Annotated in this window: 17 protein-coding genes; 15 read left to right on the top strand and 2 right to left on the bottom strand. The window is 59.7% G+C overall.

From position 1 onward, the window contains the following. Window positions 1-22 precede the first annotated feature (22 nt). The 6 genes from ACA053_RS13200 to ACA053_RS13225 all read left to right on the top strand — a co-directional run bounded on the left by ACA053_RS13200 (window position 23) and on the right by ACA053_RS13225 (window position 8,493). Window positions 23-283: a YeaC family protein gene (locus ACA053_RS13200; protein ID WP_090183249.1), complete on the top strand. Its 261-nt coding sequence runs from the start codon at window positions 23-25 to the stop codon at window positions 281-283. Continuing rightward, a complete protein-coding gene (locus ACA053_RS13205; RefSeq protein ID WP_109630569.1) occupies window positions 280-1,110 on the top strand; it encodes a DUF2797 domain-containing protein in 831 nt (276 codons plus the stop codon). Before ACA053_RS13200 ends, ACA053_RS13205 begins: the two co-directional genes overlap by 4 nt. A gap of 10 nt (window positions 1,111-1,120) precedes the next feature. Next, entirely contained in the window at window positions 1,121-3,778 is a 2,658-nt protein-coding gene (gene pepN / locus ACA053_RS13210; RefSeq protein WP_497395844.1) for an aminopeptidase N, read from the top strand. 339 nt (window positions 3,779-4,117) lie between these two features. Then, the gene (locus ACA053_RS13215; protein WP_497395846.1) at window positions 4,118-4,438 is read left to right on the top strand and encodes a hypothetical protein; all 321 of its coding nucleotides are present in this window, start codon (window positions 4,118-4,120) and stop codon (window positions 4,436-4,438) included. 568 nt (window positions 4,439-5,006) lie between these two features. Beyond that, window positions 5,007-6,080 (top strand): WD40/YVTN/BNR-like repeat-containing protein, encoded by a 1,074-nt coding sequence (locus ACA053_RS13220; RefSeq protein ID WP_497317722.1) that lies wholly within the window; start codon window positions 5,007-5,009, stop codon window positions 6,078-6,080. A gap of 28 nt (window positions 6,081-6,108) precedes the next feature. Continuing rightward, window positions 6,109-8,493 (top strand): efflux RND transporter permease subunit, encoded by a 2,385-nt coding sequence (locus ACA053_RS13225; RefSeq protein ID WP_497395848.1) that lies wholly within the window; start codon window positions 6,109-6,111, stop codon window positions 8,491-8,493. 175 nt (window positions 8,494-8,668) lie between these two features. On the opposite strand, the gene ACA053_RS13230 is transcribed toward ACA053_RS13225, so the two are convergent. After that, the gene (locus ACA053_RS13230; RefSeq protein ID WP_094467649.1) at window positions 8,669-9,388 is read right to left on the bottom strand and encodes a FadR/GntR family transcriptional regulator; all 720 of its coding nucleotides are present in this window, start codon (window positions 9,386-9,388) and stop codon (window positions 8,669-8,671) included. 185 nt (window positions 9,389-9,573) lie between these two features. After that, window positions 9,574-11,310: an IlvD/Edd family dehydratase gene (locus ACA053_RS13235; protein ID WP_219097417.1), complete on the bottom strand. Its 1,737-nt coding sequence runs from the start codon at window positions 11,308-11,310 to the stop codon at window positions 9,574-9,576. A 193-nt stretch (window positions 11,311-11,503) separates the two neighbouring features. Here ACA053_RS13235 and ACA053_RS13240 point away from each other — a divergent pair, with 193 nt between their 5' ends. From ACA053_RS13240 to ACA053_RS13280, 9 genes are all read left to right on the top strand, one after another. After that, window positions 11,504-12,826 carry an MFS transporter gene (locus ACA053_RS13240; protein ID WP_109630587.1) on the top strand — a complete coding sequence of 441 codons (1,323 nt, stop codon included), beginning with the start codon at window positions 11,504-11,506 and terminating at the stop codon, window positions 12,824-12,826. Between the two features lie 144 nt (window positions 12,827-12,970). After that, window positions 12,971-13,963 carry an AraD1 family protein gene (gene araD1, locus ACA053_RS13245; RefSeq protein ID WP_497395850.1) on the top strand — a complete coding sequence of 331 codons (993 nt, stop codon included), beginning with the start codon at window positions 12,971-12,973 and terminating at the stop codon, window positions 13,961-13,963. A 10-nt stretch (window positions 13,964-13,973) separates the two neighbouring features. Next, entirely contained in the window at window positions 13,974-15,554 is a 1,581-nt protein-coding gene (locus tag ACA053_RS13250) for an aldehyde dehydrogenase (NADP(+)) (protein WP_497395852.1), read from the top strand. Between the two features lie 202 nt (window positions 15,555-15,756). Beyond that, on the top strand, window positions 15,757-16,053 hold the full coding sequence (locus tag ACA053_RS13255) for a DUF5629 family protein (protein ID WP_497395854.1): 297 nt from the start codon (window positions 15,757-15,759) through the stop codon (window positions 16,051-16,053). Continuing rightward, entirely contained in the window at window positions 16,040-17,215 is a 1,176-nt protein-coding gene (locus ACA053_RS13260) for a lactonase family protein (RefSeq protein ID WP_497395856.1), read from the top strand. Before ACA053_RS13255 ends, ACA053_RS13260 begins: the two co-directional genes overlap by 14 nt. 155 nt (window positions 17,216-17,370) lie before the next feature. Next, a complete protein-coding gene (locus tag ACA053_RS13265) occupies window positions 17,371-17,550 on the top strand; it encodes a hypothetical protein (RefSeq protein WP_010459844.1) in 180 nt (59 codons plus the stop codon). A 211-nt stretch (window positions 17,551-17,761) separates the two neighbouring features. Beyond that, the gene (locus ACA053_RS13270) at window positions 17,762-17,887 is read left to right on the top strand and encodes a hypothetical protein (RefSeq protein WP_497317733.1); all 126 of its coding nucleotides are present in this window, start codon (window positions 17,762-17,764) and stop codon (window positions 17,885-17,887) included. A gap of 115 nt (window positions 17,888-18,002) precedes the next feature. After that, window positions 18,003-18,215 (top strand): hypothetical protein, encoded by a 213-nt coding sequence (locus ACA053_RS13275; protein ID WP_109630599.1) that lies wholly within the window; start codon window positions 18,003-18,005, stop codon window positions 18,213-18,215. Further along, on the top strand, window positions 18,212-18,469 hold the full coding sequence (locus ACA053_RS13280) for a hypothetical protein (protein WP_109630600.1): 258 nt from the start codon (window positions 18,212-18,214) through the stop codon (window positions 18,467-18,469). The genes ACA053_RS13275 and ACA053_RS13280 overlap by 4 nt, the downstream gene beginning before the upstream one ends. Window positions 18,470-18,522 lie beyond the last annotated feature (53 nt).

Genomic DNA, 18,522 nt, shown 5'->3' on the forward strand with positions numbered 1-18,522 from the left:
GTATTAAAGAGCGGAGCCCTTGATGTCCTCTTTTAACGAAATGATCCAGAACATCACCCCCGATATCTACCAGAGCCTGAAACTGGCGGTGGAGATCGGCAAATGGTCCGACGGTGGCAAACTCACCGCCGAGCAGCGTGAACTGTCGTTGCAAGCGATGATCGCCTGGGAAATCCAGAACCTGCCCGAGGAAGAACGTACCGGCTACATGGGCCCGCAGGAATGCAGCTCGAAGTCGATCAGCGTGCCAAATATCCTGTTCAAGTCGGATGCCGTCCATTGATTGAGATTGGCCGCGGTGCAATCAGCAAAATGTCGACGCGCCTTGACGGGACGGACGTGCAGTACGCGTTTCGTCTGGATGACGTCGAGGTACCGGTCAATCCATTGATCGGCTCCACGGTGCGTCTGGAATACCTGGGGGCGATCCATTGCTCCCATTGCGGGCGCAAGACCAAAACCAGTTTCAGTCAGGGTTATTGCTATCCGTGCATGACCAAACTGGCACAGTGTGACCTCTGCATCATGAGCCCGGAGCGTTGCCACTACGATGCTGGCACCTGCCGTGAGCCAGAGTGGGGCGAGAAGTTCTGCATGACCGATCACATTGTGTATCTGTCGAATTCATCCGGGGTGAAAGTGGGGATTACCCGCGCCACCCAGCTGCCGACTCGCTGGATCGACCAGGGCGCCCGTCAGGCGTTGCCGATCATGCGCGTCTCGACCCGTCAGCAGTCGGGGTTCGTCGAAGACCTGTTCCGCAGTCAGGTGGCGGACAAGACCAACTGGCGTGCTTTGCTCAAGGGCGACGCGGTGTCGGTGAACCTGGCTGAGGTTCGCGATCAGTTGTTCGACAGCTGCGCCGAAGGTTTGCAAGGTTTGCAGGAACGATTCGGCCTACAAGCGATCCAGACTATTGCCGATGTAGACGTCCTCGAAATCCGCTATCCGGTCGAGCAATACCCGGCCAAAATCGTCAGCTTCAACCTGGACAAGAATCCGATTGCCGAAGGCACGCTGTTGGGGATCAAGGGCCAATACCTGATTTTCGACACCGGCGTCATCAATATTCGTAAGTACACGGCTTATCAGCTCGCCGTGCATCAGTAAGGACTCCAGCATGCGCACCGAACAACCGAAGATGATTTACCTGAAGGACTATCAGGCGCCCGAGTACCTGATCGACGAGACGCACCTGACCTTCGAGTTGTTCGAGGACCACAGCCTGGTCCATGCGCAACTGGTGATGCGCCGCAATCCCGAGCGCGGCCCGGGCCTGCCGCCGCTGGTGCTGGATGGCCAGCAACTCGAACTGCTGTCGGTCACCCTGGCTGACCGCGAGTTGAGCGACGCCGATTATCAGCTGACCGAAAACCACCTGACCCTGCACCCGACCAGCACCACCTTCACGGTCGATACCAGCGTCAGGATCCACCCGGAAACCAACACTGCGCTGGAAGGTTTGTACAAATCCGGCACGATGTTCTGCACCCAGTGCGAGGCCGAAGGCTTCCGCAAGATCACTTATTACCTCGACCGCCCGGACGTGATGAGTACGTTCACCACCACGGTGGTCGCCGAGCAGCACAGCTATCCAGTGTTGCTGTCCAACGGCAACCCGATTGCCTCAGGTCCTGGCGAAGAGGGCCGGCACTGGGCGACCTGGGAAGACCCGTTCAAGAAACCGGCGTACCTGTTCGCGCTGGTGGCCGGTGACTTGTGGTGCGTTGAAGACACCTTCACCACCATGAGCGAACGCTCCGTGGCGCTGCGCATTTACGTCGAGCCGGAAAACATCGACAAGTGCCAGCACGCCATGAACAGTCTGAAGAAGTCGATGCGCTGGGACGAAGAGGTCTACGGTCGCGAGTACGATCTGGACATCTTCATGATCGTCGCGGTCAACGACTTCAACATGGGCGCGATGGAGAACAAGGGTCTCAACATCTTCAACTCCAGCGCCGTGCTGGCCCGCGCCGAAACCGCGACCGACGCTGCGCACCAGCGTGTCGAGGCGATCGTCGCCCACGAGTACTTCCACAACTGGTCGGGCAACCGCGTGACCTGCCGCGACTGGTTCCAGTTGTCGCTCAAGGAAGGCTTCACCGTGTTCCGCGATTCCGGTTTCTCCGCCGACATGAACTCGGCCACCGTGAAGCGCATTCAGGACGTGGCTTATCTACGTACTCATCAGTTCGCCGAAGACGCAGGCCCGATGGCTCACGCCGTGCGCCCGGACAGCTTCATCGAGATTTCCAACTTCTATACCCTGACCGTGTACGAAAAGGGTTCGGAAGTGGTCGGCATGATCCACACATTGCTCGGTGCCGAAGGGTTCCGCAAAGGCAGCGACCTGTACTTCGAGCGCCATGACGGCCAGGCCGTGACCTGCGACGACTTCATCAAAGCCATGGAAGATGCCAACGGTGTCGACCTGACCCAGTTCAAACGCTGGTACAGCCAGGCCGGCACGCCGCGTCTGGCGGTGAGCGAGTCTTACGACGCCGCCGCGAAAACCTACAGCCTGACCTTCCGCCAGAGCTGCCCGGCGACCCCGGACAAGGTTGAAAAACTGCCGTTCGTGATTCCTGTGGAATTGGGCCTGCTGGATTCGAAAGGCGCGGCCATTACGTTGCGTCTTTCCGGTGAAGACCGTGATCAGGGCACCTCGCGGGTCATTTCGGTGACCGAAGCCGAGCAGACCTTCACTTTCGTCGACATCGCTGAACAGCCACTGCCATCGTTGCTGCGCGGCTTCTCGGCACCGGTGAAACTGAGCTTCCCGTACAACCGCGATCAGCTGATGTTCCTGATGCAGCATGACAGCGACGGTTTCAACCGCTGGGATGCCGGTCAGCAATTGTCGGTGCAGGTGCTGCAAGAGCTGATCGCTCAGCAGCAGAAGGGCGAGAAACTGGTGCTGGATCAGCGCCTGATTTCGGCCTTGCGCACCGTGCTGGCCGACGAGACGCTGGACCAGGCGATGGTGGCGGAAATGCTTTCGCTGCCGGGCGAGGCGTACCTGACTGAAATCAGCGAAGTGGCAGACGTCGATGCCATCCATATCGCTCGCGAGTTTGCCCGTAAGCAATTGGCTGAAGGTTTGTTCGAAGCGCTGTGGCTGCGTTATCAGGCCAACCGCGATCTGTCGAAGAAAACCCCGTACGTGGCCGAGGCCGAGCACTTCGCCCGCCGCGCGTTGCAGAACATTGCGCTGTCGTACCTGATGCTCTGCGGCAAGCCGGAAGTGTTGGCTGCCACTCTTGAGCAGTTTGAGACTAGCGACAATATGACCGAGCGCCTGACGGCCTTGGCGGTGTTGGTCAACTCTTCATTCGAAGAGGATAAAGCCAAGGCACTGGGGAATTTTGCCGAGCACTTCAAGGACAATCCGCTGGTCATGGATCAGTGGTTCAGTGTCCAGGCGGGCAGCACGTTGCCGGGTGGTCTGGAACGTGTTCGTCAGTTGATGGAGCATCCGGCGTTCAATATCAAGAACCCGAACAAGGTGCGGGCGCTGGTCGGTGCGTTTGCCGGGCAGAATCTGATCAACTTCCATGCGGCTGACGGTTCCGGGTATCGTTTCCTGGCGGATCTGGTGATTGAGTTGAACGGGTTTAACCCGCAGATCGCCTCTCGCCAACTGGCGCCGTTGACTCGCTGGCGCAAATACGACGATGCGCGTCAGGCGTTGATGAAGGGTGAGTTGGAGCGGATTCGTGCTTCGGGTCAGCTGTCCAGCGATGTGTTTGAGGTGGTCAGCAAGAGCCTGGCCTGAGTCTGGCGATGCTCCCTCAGGGTTCACTTGGGCCCTGTGGGAGCTGGCTTGCCAGCGATGGCGGCCTTCGGGCCGACCATGTTGTGGTTGACCGGGTACATATCCATTCCTGCGGTTACGGCGGCTGGCGGTTTCGCCCTTACGGCGACTCACTTTTTTTTCAAACGCCAAAAAAAAGTAAGCAAAAAAAGGCTCGCCCCGAGCGTCCGGCCCCTCGCCTAGGCTCGGCGTACCTTCGCTCCGGTATCCATCCGGGGACACTGCCCTCCGGTCTGCTTCGCGACGACCTACATGCAGCGTGTTCGACTGCGTCGAACGGCGCTTCGCGCCACTTCCCGGATGAACACCTCCACTCAGCCTCCCGAAGGGGCGGGCAGATCAAGATCAAAAGCTGAAGGCGAGCTAACGCTCGGCCTGATGAGTGGTGAGAAGCGGAAGGCGCACGTCGGTCCATTGTGGGAGCTGGCCTGCCAGCGATGGCGGCCTGACAGCCGACCTGTTCTTGCGGATGTACGCAAGCTTCTAGATGGCTATGATCCTTTTGGCTTTGGCTTTGGCTTTGGCTTTGGCTTTGGCTTTGGCTTTGGCTTTGGCTTTGGCTTTGGCTTTGGCTTTGGCTTTGGCTTTGGCTTTGGCTTTGGCTTTGGCTTTGGCTTTTGACGTTGATTTTGATCTAGATCTCTCGCCCCTTCGGCAGGCCGAGCGTAGGTGTTCATCAGGGGGTTAGGCGCGTAGCGCCGTGCGGCGAAGCCGCACACATCGAGAGGAGGTCGTCGCGAAGCAGACCGTAGGCGATGCCCCCTGATGGACACCGTAGCGAGGGAACGCGGAGCCTCAGCGAGGCGCCGTACGCCGGGGCGAAGCCTTTTGCTTACTTTTCGGCGTCTGGAAAAGTGAGTCGCTGTAAGAGCGAAACCATAAGTCGCCGTTACCGAAGAAACGGATATGTACACCGAACACCGAACACCGAACACCGAACACCAAAGAAACCCCAATCACCCCACCTGATACCCAATCATTCACCCAAACCGCATTCCGCCCCAGTTAACAAAACATAACGTGGCGTCGATTGTCAGACCTTTCCAAACCCCGATAGGATAAGCCAGCTTCCGAAGGGGCTCTAGATTGCGCATTTCAGGACTATGCTCCAGAACAGGCAATCCCGATGGGACCCCTTACGGCGCCCTGAAAGGTTGAACGACCTAACAATAATAATGGGGGAAGGTCTATGAGTGAGCCTGTCATGGGTGTGGGTATTTGCCGCCCGCCGGCATTACGCAAGTTCGCGTTGCTGGCCACAGCGCTCTCGCTGTTGGGTTGTGCCGTGCTGTCGGCACCTGCGTTGGCCGCTGCGGCGCCAGCGTCCGACATTGTTTATGCCGTTGAATCTGCCAAAGCCAGCAAGAGCCTGATGCTCGACGTCGTGCACGCCGGCAAGCGCCTGGTGGCGGTCGGGGATCGCGGGCACATTCTGTATTCCGATGACCAGGGCGCGACCTGGACCCAGGCCAAGGTGCCCACCCGGCAACTGCTGACGTCGGTGTTTTTCGTCGATGACAAACATGGCTGGGCCGTCGGCCATGACGCACAGATCCTCGCCAGCGAGGACGGTGGCGTCACCTGGACCAAGCAATTCGAAGACCTGAAACGCGAATCGCCGCTGCTCGACGTCTGGTTCCAGGACGTCAACAGCGGCTTTGCCGTGGGCGCCTACGGTGCGTTGATGGCCACCACTGACGGTGGCAAGCACTGGGAAGATGTCAGCGATCGTCTCGACAACGAAGACCAGTACCACCTCAACGGCATTGCAGCGGTCAAGGATGCCGGGCTGTTCATCGTCGGCGAGCAGGGCAGCATGTTCCGCTCCGTCGACTGGGGCCAGACCTGGGAAAAGCTTGAAGGCCCGTACGAAGGTTCGCTGTTCGGCGTGATCGGCACGGCTCAAGCCAACACGCTGCTGGCCTACGGGTTGCGCGGCAATCTGTTTCGCTCCACCGATTTCGGCACCACCTGGGAGCCGGTCGAGCTCAAGGCTGCGCGAGGTGCGCTGGAATTTGGCCTGTCCGGCGCAACGCTGCTCGACGACGGCTCTATCGTGATCGTCGGCAACGGCGGCTCGGTGATCCGCAGCAACGACAACGGCGAAACCTTCAGCGTATTCAACCGTCCGGATCGTATATCCGTTTCGGCAGTGACGGCAGCAGGCAACGGCAATCTGATCCTGGCAGGACAGGGTGGCGTTCGCGTCACCTCGCTAACCGGCGCCAGCGCCGAGAATGGCAAAAACGGGTCGTCCCAATGAGCCGGGCAAATAATAAGAAGGCGGGTCTATGACATCCTTGAGCAGTCATCATCAAGACAAGGCGACGTTTCTTGAGCGCCTGATTTTCAACAACCGCCCGGCAGTGATCGTCATCTGCCTGCTGGTCAGCATCTTCCTGTTCTGGCAGGCGACGCTGATCCGGCCGTCCACCAGCTTCGAAAAAATGATTCCCCTGGAGCATCCATTCATTCAAAAGATGATGGAGCACCGCAACGATCTGGCGAACCTGGGCAACACGGTGCGCATTTCCGTTGAAGCCACCGATGGTGACATTTTCTCCAAGGAGTACATGGAGACCCTGCGTCAGATCAACGACGAGGTGTTCTACATTTCCGGCGTCGACCGTTCCGGCCTCAAGTCGCTGTGGAGCCCGAGCGTACGCTGGACCGAGGTGACGGAAGAGGGCTTCGCCGGTGGCGAAGTGATCCCGCAGAGCTACAACGGCTCCCAGCAAAGCCTCGACCTGCTGCGCAACAACGTACTCAAGTCCGGGCAGGTCGGGCGCCTGGTGGCCAACGACTTCAAGTCGAGCATTGTCGATATCCCGCTGCTGGAGTCCTACCCGGACCCGCAGGACCAGGGCAAGTTGCTGGCACTGGATTACCGCAAGTTCTCCCACGAGCTGGAAGAAAAGATCCGCGACAAGTTTGAAGCGCAGAACCCTAACGTGCAGATCCACATCGTCGGTTTCGCCAAGAAAGTCGGCGACCTGATTGATGGTCTGGTCATGGTGGTGATGTTCTTCGGCGTCGCCTTCATCATCACCCTGATCCTGCTGTACTGGTTCACCAACTGCATGCGCAGCACCGTGGCGGTGTTGAGTACGACGCTGGTAGCGGTGGTCTGGCAGCTGGGCTTGATGCACTTCTTCGGTTTCGGGCTTGATCCGTATTCGATGCTGGTGCCGTTCCTGATCTTCGCCATCGGTATTTCCCACGGCGTGCAGAAGATCAACGGGATCGCCTTGCAGTCCAGCGAAGCCGACAACGCCTTGACCGCTGCACGACGCACATTCCGTCAGCTGTTCCTGCCGGGGATGATCGCGATCCTCGCGGACGCCGTGGGCTTCATCACGCTGCTGATCATCGACATCGGTGTGATTCGCGAGCTGGCCATCGGCGCCTCCATTGGTGTGGCGGTGATCGTGTTCACCAACCTGATCCTGCTGCCGGTGGCGATCTCTTACGTCGGCATCAGCAAGCGCGCCGTCGAACGCAGCAAGAAAGACGCACACCGCGAACACCCGTTCTGGCGCCTGCTGTCGGGCTTTGCCAGCCCGAAAGTCGCACCGGTGTCGATCGTCCTGGCCTTGCTGGCCTTCGGTGGCGGCCTCTGGTACAGCCAGAACCTGAAGATCGGTGACCTCGACCAGGGTGCTCCCGAGTTGCGTCCGGATTCGCGTTACAACAAGGACAACAACTTCATCATCAGCAACTACTCCACCAGCTCCGACGTGTTGGTGGTGATGGTCAAAACCAAGTCCGAAGGCTGCTCGCGCTACGAAGCCATGGCGCCGATCGACGAGCTGATGTGGAAGATGCAGAACACCGAGGGCGTGCAGTCGGCGATTTCCCTGGTGACCGTATCCAAGCAGATGATCAAGGGCATGAACGAGGGCAACCTGAAATGGGAAACCCTGTCGCGTAACCCTGACGTCCTGAACAACTCCATCGCCCGTGCCGACGGCTTGTACAACAACAGCTGCTCCCTGGCGCCAGTGCTGGTGTTCCTCAATGACCACAAGGCCGCAACGCTGGACCGCGCGGTGCATGCGGTGCAGGACTTCGCCAAGGAAAACAACAAGGACGGCCTGGAATTCATCCTCGCGGCGGGTAACGCCGGCATCGAGGCGGCCACTAACGAGGTGATCAAGGAGTCCGAGCTGACCATCCTGATCCTCGTCTACATCTGCGTCGCTACCATGTGCATGATCACCTTCCGCTCTTGGGCGGCGACCTTGTGCATCGTGCTGCCGCTGGTGCTGACCTCGGTACTCGGCAACGCCCTGATGGCCTTCATGGGCATCGGCGTGAAAGTCGCGACCTTGCCGGTGGTGGCGCTGGGGGTAGGGATTGGCGTGGACTACGGCATCTACATCTATAGCCGTCTGGAAACCTTCCTGCGTGCGGGCCTGCCGTTGCAAGAAGCCTACTACCAGACGCTGAAGTCCACCGGTAAAGCCGTGCTGTTCACCGGCCTGTGCCTGGCGATCGGCGTGTGCACCTGGATCTTCTCGGCCATCAAGTTCCAGGCTGACATGGGCCTGATGCTGACCTTTATGCTGCTGTGGAACATGTTCGGCGCATTGTGGCTGTTGCCAGCACTGGCGCGGTTCCTGATCAAGCCGGAGAAACTGGCGGGGCAGAAGGGCAACTCGTTGTTCGCTCACTGATCCCTGGCTGAAACAAAAAAGCCGCAACCCTGGTTGCGGCTTTTTTTCATCTGAAGATTCACACCGGCCCCTGTGGGAGCGAGCCTGCTCGCGATGGCGGTCTACCAGCCAACATCAATGTTTAATGTGAAATTGCCATCGCGAGCAGGCTCGCTCCCACATTGGAGTTGTGGTGTTAGGAGGGATCGGTGCCCAGCACGACGTTCAGCGCGCTGCGCGCATCATCAAGCTGTACGAGGGTCGCATGCCGCGCACCCAGCGCATCACGGTTTTCGATCGCAGTGAGGATCGCCTTGTGCCGAGGCAACGCCAGCTCATGCAGGTTCGGCCGCTGGTTGGAATGCTTCAGCGCTTCAGCAATCGCCACCGACAGCATGTTGCACAGGTTGGCCAGCAGGTCGTTGTGGGTCGCGTCGGCGATGCGGCTGTGAAAATCCAGGTCGGGCTGCAACAGCGCTTCAGGTGTCGGCGCGGCTTCCATGCGCTGGTAGGCTTCGCCGATGGAGGCGATGTCGGCGTCGGTGGCGAATTGCGCAGCGAGGGCGGCAGCAGCGGGTTCAATGATGCTGCGCACGCTGGTCAGCAAATCGAAGAATTCATTTTGCGGGCTGCTTTGCATCAGCCAGTGCAGCACATCCGGATCGAGCATGTGCCATTCCTTGCGCTGCTTGACCACGGTGCCGACCCGGGGGCGGGAATACACCAGGCCTTTGGCAACCAGCACGCGGGTGGCTTCGCGCAGCACCGGGCGGCTGACCGCGTACTCCTCGCACAGCAGGGCTTCGGCGGGCAGTTTGTCACACGGCTTGAAGCGTCCGGAAACGATCTGCATGCCCAGTTCCTGGACGATGCGCGAGTGCATGCTTTTGCGGTCGGAGGGTTTGCGGTAATCCATGGGAAACGGCGCGATCCTGTGCGATGGAGATGCCGCGCATGATAGCAGGCGCGGCGCAATCTTGAGGCAAGTGCAAATCAATGTGGGAGCGGGCTTGCTCGCGAAGGCGGTGTGTCAGTCAACAAAAATGCTGAATGCACTACCGCTTTCGCGAGCAAGCCCGCTCCCACAGGGGACTGATGTGATTAGTGGGAGTGGCGGGGCACTTCGGAGCCGCGGCAGCCGACCAGGAAGTCGAAATCGCAACCCTGATCCGCTTGCAGCACATGGTCGATGTACAGCTGGCGATAACCGCCCACGATCAGATTTTGCGGCGGTTGCAGATCAGCCATGCGCGCCGCCAGTTCCGCATCCGGAATATCCAGGTGCAAACGCCCGTTGGCGCAATCTAGCTCAATCCAGTCGCCTTCCTTCACCGTCGCCAAAGGCCCGCCGGCCGCTGCTTCCGGGGCAACGTGCAAAACCACGGTGCCGTACGCCGTGCCGCTCATGCGCGCGTCGGAAATGCGCACCATGTCCGTCACGCCCTGCGCCAGTAGCTTGGCCGGCAGGCCCATGTTGCCGACTTCGGCCATGCCCGGATAACCCTTCGGCCCGCAGTTCTTCATCACCAGAATCGAGTTGGCATCGACGTCCAGTTCCGGATCGTTGATCCGCGCCTTGTACATGTCGAAGTTCTCGAACACCACGGCACGCCCGCGATGTTGCATCAGTTCGGCACTGGCCGCGGACGGTTTGAGCACCGCACCCAGTGGCGCGAGGTTGCCGCGCAGCACGCAGATGCCGCCGTCGGCGCGGATCGGGTTGTCGAGGGTGCGGATCACTTCGTCCTGGCCATAGATCGGCGCGTCCTTGGTGTTCTCGCCGAGGGTCTTGCCGTTGACGGTCAGAGCATTCGGGTTCGGAATCAGATTGGCTTCACCGAGGCGGCGCAGCACAGCTGGCAGGCCGCCGGCGTAGTAGAACTCTTCCATCAGGAAACGTCCGGACGGTTGCAGGTCGACGATGGTCGGCATGCCGCGGCCAATGCGGGTCCAGTCGTCCAGGTCCAGTTCGACGCCGATGCGACCGGCGATGGCTTTCAGGTGGATCACGGCGTTGGTCGAGCCACCGATGGCGGCGTTCACGCGAATGGCGTTTTCGAAAGCTTCCTTGGTCAGGATCTTCGACAGCCGCAGATCTTCGCGGACCATCTCCACCGCGCGCATGCCGGACATGTGCGCCAACACATAACGCCGTGCATCCACTGCGGGAATCGCCGCGTTGTGTGGCAGGGAAGTGCCCAGTGCTTCGGCCATGCAGGCCATAGTCGATGCGGTGCCCATGGTGTTGCAGGTGCCGGCCGAACGGGACATGCCGCCCTCGGCCGCGAGGAAATCGTCAATGGTGATGGTGCCGGCTTTCACTTGTTCGCTGAGCTGCCAGACCACGGTGCCGGAACCAATGTCCTGGCCTTTGTGCTTGCCGTTGAGCATCGGCCCGCCGGTGACGACGATCGCCGGCACGTCGCAACTGGCCGCGCCCATCAGCAGTGCCGGGGTGGTTTTGTCGCAACCGGTCAGCAGGACCACGCCATCAATCGGGTTGCCACGAATCGCTTCTTCAACGTCCATGCTCGCCAGGTTGCGGGTGAGCATGGCGGTGGGGCGCAGGTTGGATTCGCCGTTGGAGAACACCGGGAATTCCACTGGAAAACCACCGGCCTCGATCACGCCGCGTTTGACGTGTTCCGCGATCTGGCGGAAATGCGCGTTGCACGGGGTCAGTTCCGACCAGGTGTTGCAGATGCCGATGATCGGCTTGCCGTGGAACTGGTGGTCGGCGATGCCCTGATTCTTCATCCAGCTGCGGTACATGAAGCCGTTTTTGTCGGCGGTGCCAAACCATTGGGCGGAGCGCAGGTTGGGTTTCTTATCAGACATGATCGATTCTCTTATTGTATGACTATATTGTTCGAACTAAGGCGTAACATAAGCGCAAATTCGTCGCTTTGGAAGTGTTGTTGGGTAATTAGTATTACTATATAGTCGCTTTCAACGGAGGGATGGCCCTGGCGGTTTTCAGCGAGAGGCGTCCCCCGAGGTTCTATAAAAACAACAATCGGAGACCGATCTCATGAGCCAGGAACTGCGGCTTATACGTCGCATCACGCTGAAACTGATTCCCTTCCTGATCCTGCTGTACCTGATCGCCTATGTGGATCGCTCCGCCGTAGGGTTCGCCAAGCTGCACATGGGCGCCGACATTGGCCTGGGTGACGCGGCTTATGGCCTTGGCGCTGGGTTGTTCTTTATTGGCTACTTCTTGCTGGAAATCCCCAGCAACCTGATGCTCGACCGCTTCGGCGCCCGGCGCTGGTTTGCACGGATCATGGTCACCTGGGGCGCCATCACCATCGGCATGGCCTTCGTCCAGGGGCCGCACAGCTTCTATGTCATGCGCTTTCTGCTCGGCGCGGCAGAGGCCGGGTTCTTCCCGGGCGTTCTCTACTACATCACCCAATGGTTCCCGGTTCGCCATCGCGGCAAGATCCTCGGGCTGTTCATCCTGTCCCAACCCATCGCGATGATGATCACCGGCCCGGTGTCCGGCGGCTTGCTCGGCATGGATGGCATCCTCGGTCTGCATGGCTGGCAGTGGCTGTTCATCGTCATCGGCACCCCGGCGATCTTGCTGACCTGGCCGGTGCTGCGTTACCTGCCGGATGGCCCGCAACAGGTGAAATGGATGGACCAGGCTGAGAAAGACTGGCTGACCGGTGAGCTGAAAAAAGACCTGGAAGAATACGGCCAGACCCGTCACGGCAATCCGCTGCACGCCCTGAAAGACAAACGCGTGTTGCTGCTGGCGCTGTTTTATCTGCCGGTGACCTTGAGCATCTATGGCCTGGGCCTGTGGTTGCCGACGTTGATCAAACAGTTTGGTGGCACGGATCTGGTGACCGGTTTCGTGTCATCGGTGCCGTACATCTTCGGGATTGTGGGGTTGCTGATCATCCCGCGCAGTTCCGACCGCTTGAATGATCGCTACGGCCATTTGGCGGTGCTTTACGTGCTGGGTGCTATCGGTCTGTTCCTCAGCGCCTGGCTGACGGTGCCGGTGCTGCAACTCGCGGCGTTGTGCCTGGTGGCGTTTGCGTTGTTTTCCTGCACCGCGGTGTTCTGGACCTTGCCCGGTCGTTTCTTTGCCGGGGCGAGTGCGGCGGCAGGGATCGCGTTGATCAATTCGGTGGGCAACCTGGGCGGCTACATCGGCCCGTTCGTGATCGGCGCGCTGAAGGAATACACCGGCAACCTGGCTTCGGGGCTGTATTTCCTGTCGGGGGTGATGGTGTTCGGGCTGGTGTTGACCGGCGTGGTGTATCGGTTGTTGGAGCGCAAGCATGTGCTGGCAGCGGATCAGTTTGCAGCCAGCGCTCGCGGCGCGACCCGTACCTGAGGATGTACACCGATCAACTGTGGGAGCGAGCCTGCTCGCGATGACGGACTGACATTCAACGCTGATGTCGGATGTGACGGCCTCATCGCGAGCAGGCTCGCTCCCACAGGGAACAGCGGTGATTTGAATAAACAGGAGAATTTCATGCGTTTGGTTCAATTCGAGTTAAGTAACGGCGAGCGCCGGGTTGGCGTGGTCGAGGGCGGCCTGATCCGCGAAGTGCAGGACGCGCGAACGGTGCGGGACCTGGCTCTGGCGGCGATCGAGGCGGGCGTCAATCTTGAGCAGCAGGTAAAAACCCTGGGTCTGGGCATCAGCCATGACTACGCGGACCTGCTGGCCCAACTGCGAATCCTGCCACCGCTGGATCACCCGGACCCGGCGCACATGCTGGTCAGCGGCACCGGCCTGACCCATCTGGGCAGCGCTTCGGCCCGCGACAAAATGCACCAACAGGCCGGCGACGAAGCCGCGATGACCGACACCATGCGCATTTTCAAATGGGGCGTGGAGGGCGGTAAGCCGGCGGCTGGTCAGGCCGGCGTGCAACCGGAGTGGTTTTACAAGGGTGACGGCAGCATCGTCGTGCGTCCGGGTCAACCGTTCCCGCTACCGCCGTTTGCCGAAGACGCGGGTGAAGAGCCTGAACTCGGTGGTCTCTACGTCATCGGCCACGACGGCAAGCCGTATCGCCTCGGTTTTGCGGTGGGCAACGAGTTTTCCGATCACGTCATGGAGCGCAAGAATTACCTCTACCTCGCACACTCGAAACTGCGCAGTTGCAGCTACGGTCCGGAGCTGCGCGTCGGCGAACTGCCGCAGCATCTGGCCGGCACCAGTCGCATCCTGCGTGACGGTGAAGTGCTGTGGCAGAACGAGTTCCTCAGCGGCGAGGCCAACATGTGCCACAGCCTGGAAAACCTCGAGTACCACCATTTCAAGTACAGCCAGTTCCTGCGTCCAGGGGACGTGCACATTCATTTCTTCGGCACCGCGACCCTGTCCTTTGCCGATGGCATTCGCACCCGGCCGGGTGACGTGTTCGAGATCAGCCAGGCCGAGTTCGGCGCACCGTTGATCAACGGGATTGCACCGGTTGAAGCAGTGTTCGAACCCGGCACCGTCGGCACCCTTTAAGGAGACACCCATGACCCAGATTCTCGGTCACAACTACATCGGCGGCCAGCGCAGCGCTGCCGGCAGCATCAAAATGCAGAGCGTCGACGCTAGCACCGGCGAGGCTTTACCTCATGATTTCTTCCAGGCGACACCTGAAGAAGTCGATGCCGCCGCCAAGGCTGCCGCCGCCGCTTACCCGGCCTATCGCAGCCTGAGCGCGGAACGTCGTGCGCAGTTTCTCGATGCGGTTGCCGATGAACTCGACGCCCTGGGCGATGACTTTGTCGCCGTGGTCTGCCGCGAAACTGCGTTACCTGCCGGACGTATTCAAGGCGAGCGTGGGCGTACCAGCGCACAGATGCGACTCTTCGCCAAAGTACTGCGTCGCGGCGATTTCTACGGCGCGCGAATCGATCAGGCATTGCCGGATCGCCAACCGCTGCCCCGTCCGGACCTGCGCCAATACCGAATCGGCCTCGGGCCTGTCGCCGTGTTCGGCGCGAGCAACTTTCCGTTGGCCTTCTCCACCGCAGGCGGTGATACCGCGTCGGCGCTGGCCGCCGGTTGCCCGGTGGTGTTCAAGGCTCACGGTGGCCACATGGCCACCGCTGAACAGGTGGCTGATGCGTTGATTCGCGCGGCGGAAAAAACCGGCATGCCGGCCGGGGTGTTCAACATGATCTACGGCGGCGGAGTCGGCGAAGCGCTGGTCAAGCACCCGGCGATTCAGGCGGTCGGTTTCACCGGTTCGCTGAAGGGTGGTCGTGCGTTGTGCGACATGGCCGCCGCGCGTCCACAACCCATCCCGGTGTTCGCCGAGATGTCGAGCATCAACCCGGTGATCGTGTTGCCCCAGGCACTGGACGCTCGGGCCGACACCATCGCCCGTGACCTGACCGCTTCGGTGGTTCAGGGTTGCGGACAGTTCTGCACCAATCCCGGTCTGGTGATCGGTATTCGCTCGCCGCAGTTCACCGCGTTCGTGCAACAGGTGGCCGGGTTCATCGGAGATCAGCCGGCGCAGACGATGCTCAACGCCGGAACCTTGAGCAGCTATGGCAAAGGCCTGCAAAAACTCCTCGCTCACCCGGGCATCGAGCACCTGGCTGGCAATCCGCAGCAAGGCAATCAGGCGCAACCGCAGTTGTTCAAAGCCGATGTCAGCCTGTTGATCAATGGCGATGAAGTGCTGCAGGAAGAAGTGTTCGGCCCGACCACGGTGTTCGTCGAAGTGGCGGATCAGACGCAACTCAGTGCCGCATTGAACGGCCTGCACGGGCAGCTGACGGCGACGATCATTGGTGAACCGGCGGACTTCGAACAGTTCAGCGAGTTGACGGCATTGCTTGAGCAAAAGGTCGGGCGGATCCTGCTCAATGGCTATCCGACGGGTGTTGAAGTCTGTGATTCGATGGTCCACGGCGGGCCGTATCCAGCGACTTCCGATGCGCGTGGCACGTCGGTGGGCACGTTGGCGATTGATCGGTTCCTGCGTCCGGTGTGCTTCCAGAACTATCCGGACAGCCTGTTGCCGGAACCGTTGAAGAACGCCAATCCACTGCGCATTCAGCGCCTAGTGGACGGCAAGCCATCCCGCGACGCCCTCTAACGGCCAAGCACACAACCCCTGTGGGAGCGGGCTTGCTCGCGAAGGCGGTGTATCAGTCAATACATGTGTCGACTGACACTCCGCCTTCGCGAGCAAACCCGCTCCCACATTTGTCCTGCGTTGTGTCCGAGTTTTGTGGTCGGCGCTAGGGCGCTGCCACATTGAGCTATCATTGCGTCTTTCCATTCAAAGATTGACTGCCATGACTGCCGTAGCCGACACCTTGATCAACGCCCTCGAACACTGCGACATGCTGGAAATCGACGGGCTGCACGCTTTCGATTTTTCCCTCGATGAAGACGATAACCTGCACATCGAATGCATGGACGGACGAGCGCTCGAGCGTTGGGAGTTCAGCATTGCGCAGATCACGGCGGCGACTTTCGATACTGCTTTGAAAAGCTGGATCATTACCGGCGATTCCGGTGAGCATCGACTGGTGCCTATGGAGGCGTTCGGCGGCGGTGAAGACGAGGAAGAAGGGAATGAGGATGCATAAGCTCTGGCCACTGTTGATGGCCGGCAGCCTCGGCGCGATGGGCATTGAGGTGGCATCGGCCGACGAGTATCAGTTGCTGGTCGGTTCGTACACGGCGGGGCAGAGCCAGGGGATTTATCGCCTGAACTTCGACAGCGACACCGGGCAGATCAACCCTATGCCGTTGCAAGTGGTCACCAGTGAAAACCCGTCGTGGATGACAGTGTCCAAAGATCAGCAGCGCCTGTTCGTGGTCAACGAAAATGGCCCGGGCCAGAAAGACCCGGTCGGGCGCGTCAGCAGTTATGCGATCAACCCCAAGACCCATGCACTGAGCCTGATCAATCAGGTGCAGAGCCTGGGCAACGAGCCGACGCACTCAAGCCTCAGCGGTGACGCCAGCCATCTGTTCGTCAGCAATTATTCCGTGGTTGAAGACCCGGGTGGCACCCTGGCGGTGTTGCCCGTGGGCACCGATGGCAAGCTCAAACCTGTGGTGCAGATGAGCAGTCACCCGTCGAGCCGGGTCAATCCCGAGCGGCAGATGTCGGCGCATGTGCATTCGACGGTTTCGTCGCCGGACGGCAAGTTTGTATTCTCCAATGACCTGGGCGCCGACAAGATCTTTGTCTACCGCTTCGATCCCAAGGCTAATCCGGAGCTGCCGTTGACTGCCGCCCCACTGGCGTCGGTCCAGTTGCCAGCCGGAAGCGGGCCGCGTCATTTGTTGTTCAGCGCCGATGGCAAACATGCCTGGCTGACCATGGAAATGAGCGCGCAGGTTGCGGTGTTCGATCACCAGAACGGCAAGCTTGAGCAAACCCAGATGGTTGATCTGGCGGCGGGGCAGCCCACGTCCGACAAGGCCGCTGCTGCGCTGCACGCATCGGCCGATGGCAAGTTCCTGTACGTCAGCAACCGTGGCACTGCCAATCAGTTGCTGGTATTTGCCATTGATCCTGCGAGCGGGCATCTCAAGGAGCTGCAGCGTCGTTCGGTGGAAGGTGATCACCCGCGCGAGTTCAGCCTCGACCCGAGCGGCAAGTTTTTGCTGATTGCCAATCAGAAGAGCAACCAGATTGTCGTGGTCGAGCGCGATGCCAAGAGCGGTCTGCTGGGTAAAACCGTGCAGAAACTGCCGATGGATGCCCCGAGCGACCTCAAGTTCCTGGTGCGTCAATAGGCCGCAGGCCCCGGTTGATGGGGCCTGCATCCTTGTATTAATGAGACTGATATCTGCTAATGCTACAAAAGATTTCAAGGCGTCAACCTCGAAGGTTAAGTTTGCTTCACGGCCCCACCGGGCAAGCAAGCCAACTGAATCCGAGGAATACCGCCATGAACTTCAATCTCTTTTCCATCATCGCCGCATCCGCCATCTCTGCCACCGTTGCTCTGCCAGCCAGCGCCAACGTTGAAATCAGCGACAAAAAATCCCACGCCCAGAGCTACACCCAGAAATACCTGCAACAGAGCGCCAACTTCTACGCGGCACTGGATCACAAGACCCAAGCCTGAAATTCAAGCCCTGCACCTTTTATGCAGGAGCGAAGTCACTTGCGTCGATCGGGCTGAGAAGCATCGAGAAACCTGAGTGATGTCGCTCCTGCATAACGCGTTTACGACAGCATCACATTGCCATCAATCAACGGCTTGATATCACATGGCCATTGCGTTTAGATTTGACGCTGAGTTTTTGACTCCTTTTCCAATAACAAGGATCGACAGCATGGCGATGCGTCTGGCAGTGGTTCTTCTGTTTCTGTATTCCGCCCCCATTCTTTCGGCTGCCCAGCCCGTTCCAGACGAGCCGGATGCGGCCCGCGAGCGCTTGATGAGTTTTATTGAAGACTGAAATAGACTGGCTTAATGATTAATGAAGCTGATGGTTACTATGGAAAACCCTGAGTGGTTGTCACAGCTTTTTTGATCGATTCTGTGGGCTCTGAAACATGCCCACGGAGAACACCATGGCCAGCTCAATCATCACTTCTGCCAAATACGGCGCCTACCTGGCCATAGGTCTTTACGTGGCCCTGGTACTGGTCGTCAGCATTTCGGCGCAATCGCAGCACACGTTTGAAGCACCCGTTCAGGTCGCTTATCCCGCCATCCAGTTCGAACACCGCGCTCAAAACGTGGTGGTCGATCACGAAGACTTGGCGGGAGCGGCAGGGGCATGAAAGGGGGCAAACTCTGGGTCATCGCCTTCCTGGCGTTCATGACCAATGGCTCTTCCCTGTTGGGGATAGGGCAGGGCTCGGCGGGTTCCGTTGCACGGTCCATCGAAGCCAATCACAACCTTGCGCGTAACATCGAAACCGCAAAAGCTCTGGGCTTGCTGGCCGGCAATCCGCCCATGAAACGGCAAGACGATTTCTTCGGGCCGTTCCAGGTGGATTGCTCCGTTCTGGAAATGTGCGAAGTGTTCGCCTAAGAGCTGCAGGCCAGAGAGATCCATTGTGGCGAGGGGGCTTGCCCCCGTTCGGC

This window comes from Pseudomonas sp. LBUM1672, from assembly GCF_059695655.1.

Excerpts from the sequence above, each read along its gene's own strand:
- ACA053_RS13200 (WP_090183249.1), top strand. The coding sequence starts at position 23 with ATGTCCTCTTTTAACGAAATGATCCAGAACATCACCCCCGATATCTAC.
- pepN (WP_497395844.1), top strand. The coding sequence starts at position 1,121 with ATGCGCACCGAACAACCGAAGATGATTTACCTGAAGGACTATCAGGCG.
- ACA053_RS13215 (WP_497395846.1), top strand. The coding sequence starts at position 4,118 with ATGAACACCTCCACTCAGCCTCCCGAAGGGGCGGGCAGATCAAGATCA.
- ACA053_RS13220 (WP_497317722.1), top strand. The coding sequence starts at position 5,007 with ATGAGTGAGCCTGTCATGGGTGTGGGTATTTGCCGCCCGCCGGCATTA.
- ACA053_RS13225 (WP_497395848.1), top strand. The coding sequence starts at position 6,109 with ATGACATCCTTGAGCAGTCATCATCAAGACAAGGCGACGTTTCTTGAG.
- ACA053_RS13230 (WP_094467649.1), bottom strand. The coding sequence starts at position 9,388 with ATGGATTACCGCAAACCCTCCGACCGCAAAAGCATGCACTCGCGCATC.
- ACA053_RS13235 (WP_219097417.1), bottom strand. The coding sequence starts at position 11,310 with ATGTCTGATAAGAAACCCAACCTGCGCTCCGCCCAATGGTTTGGCACC.
- ACA053_RS13240 (WP_109630587.1), top strand. The coding sequence starts at position 11,504 with ATGAGCCAGGAACTGCGGCTTATACGTCGCATCACGCTGAAACTGATT.
- araD1 (WP_497395850.1), top strand. The coding sequence starts at position 12,971 with ATGCGTTTGGTTCAATTCGAGTTAAGTAACGGCGAGCGCCGGGTTGGC.
- ACA053_RS13250 (WP_497395852.1), top strand. The coding sequence starts at position 13,974 with ATGACCCAGATTCTCGGTCACAACTACATCGGCGGCCAGCGCAGCGCT.
- ACA053_RS13255 (WP_497395854.1), top strand. The coding sequence starts at position 15,757 with ATGACTGCCGTAGCCGACACCTTGATCAACGCCCTCGAACACTGCGAC.
- ACA053_RS13260 (WP_497395856.1), top strand. The coding sequence starts at position 16,040 with ATGAGGATGCATAAGCTCTGGCCACTGTTGATGGCCGGCAGCCTCGGC.
- ACA053_RS13265 (WP_010459844.1), top strand. The coding sequence starts at position 17,371 with ATGAACTTCAATCTCTTTTCCATCATCGCCGCATCCGCCATCTCTGCC.
- ACA053_RS13270 (WP_497317733.1), top strand. The coding sequence starts at position 17,762 with ATGGCGATGCGTCTGGCAGTGGTTCTTCTGTTTCTGTATTCCGCCCCC.
- ACA053_RS13275 (WP_109630599.1), top strand. The coding sequence starts at position 18,003 with ATGGCCAGCTCAATCATCACTTCTGCCAAATACGGCGCCTACCTGGCC.
- ACA053_RS13280 (WP_109630600.1), top strand. The coding sequence starts at position 18,212 with ATGAAAGGGGGCAAACTCTGGGTCATCGCCTTCCTGGCGTTCATGACC.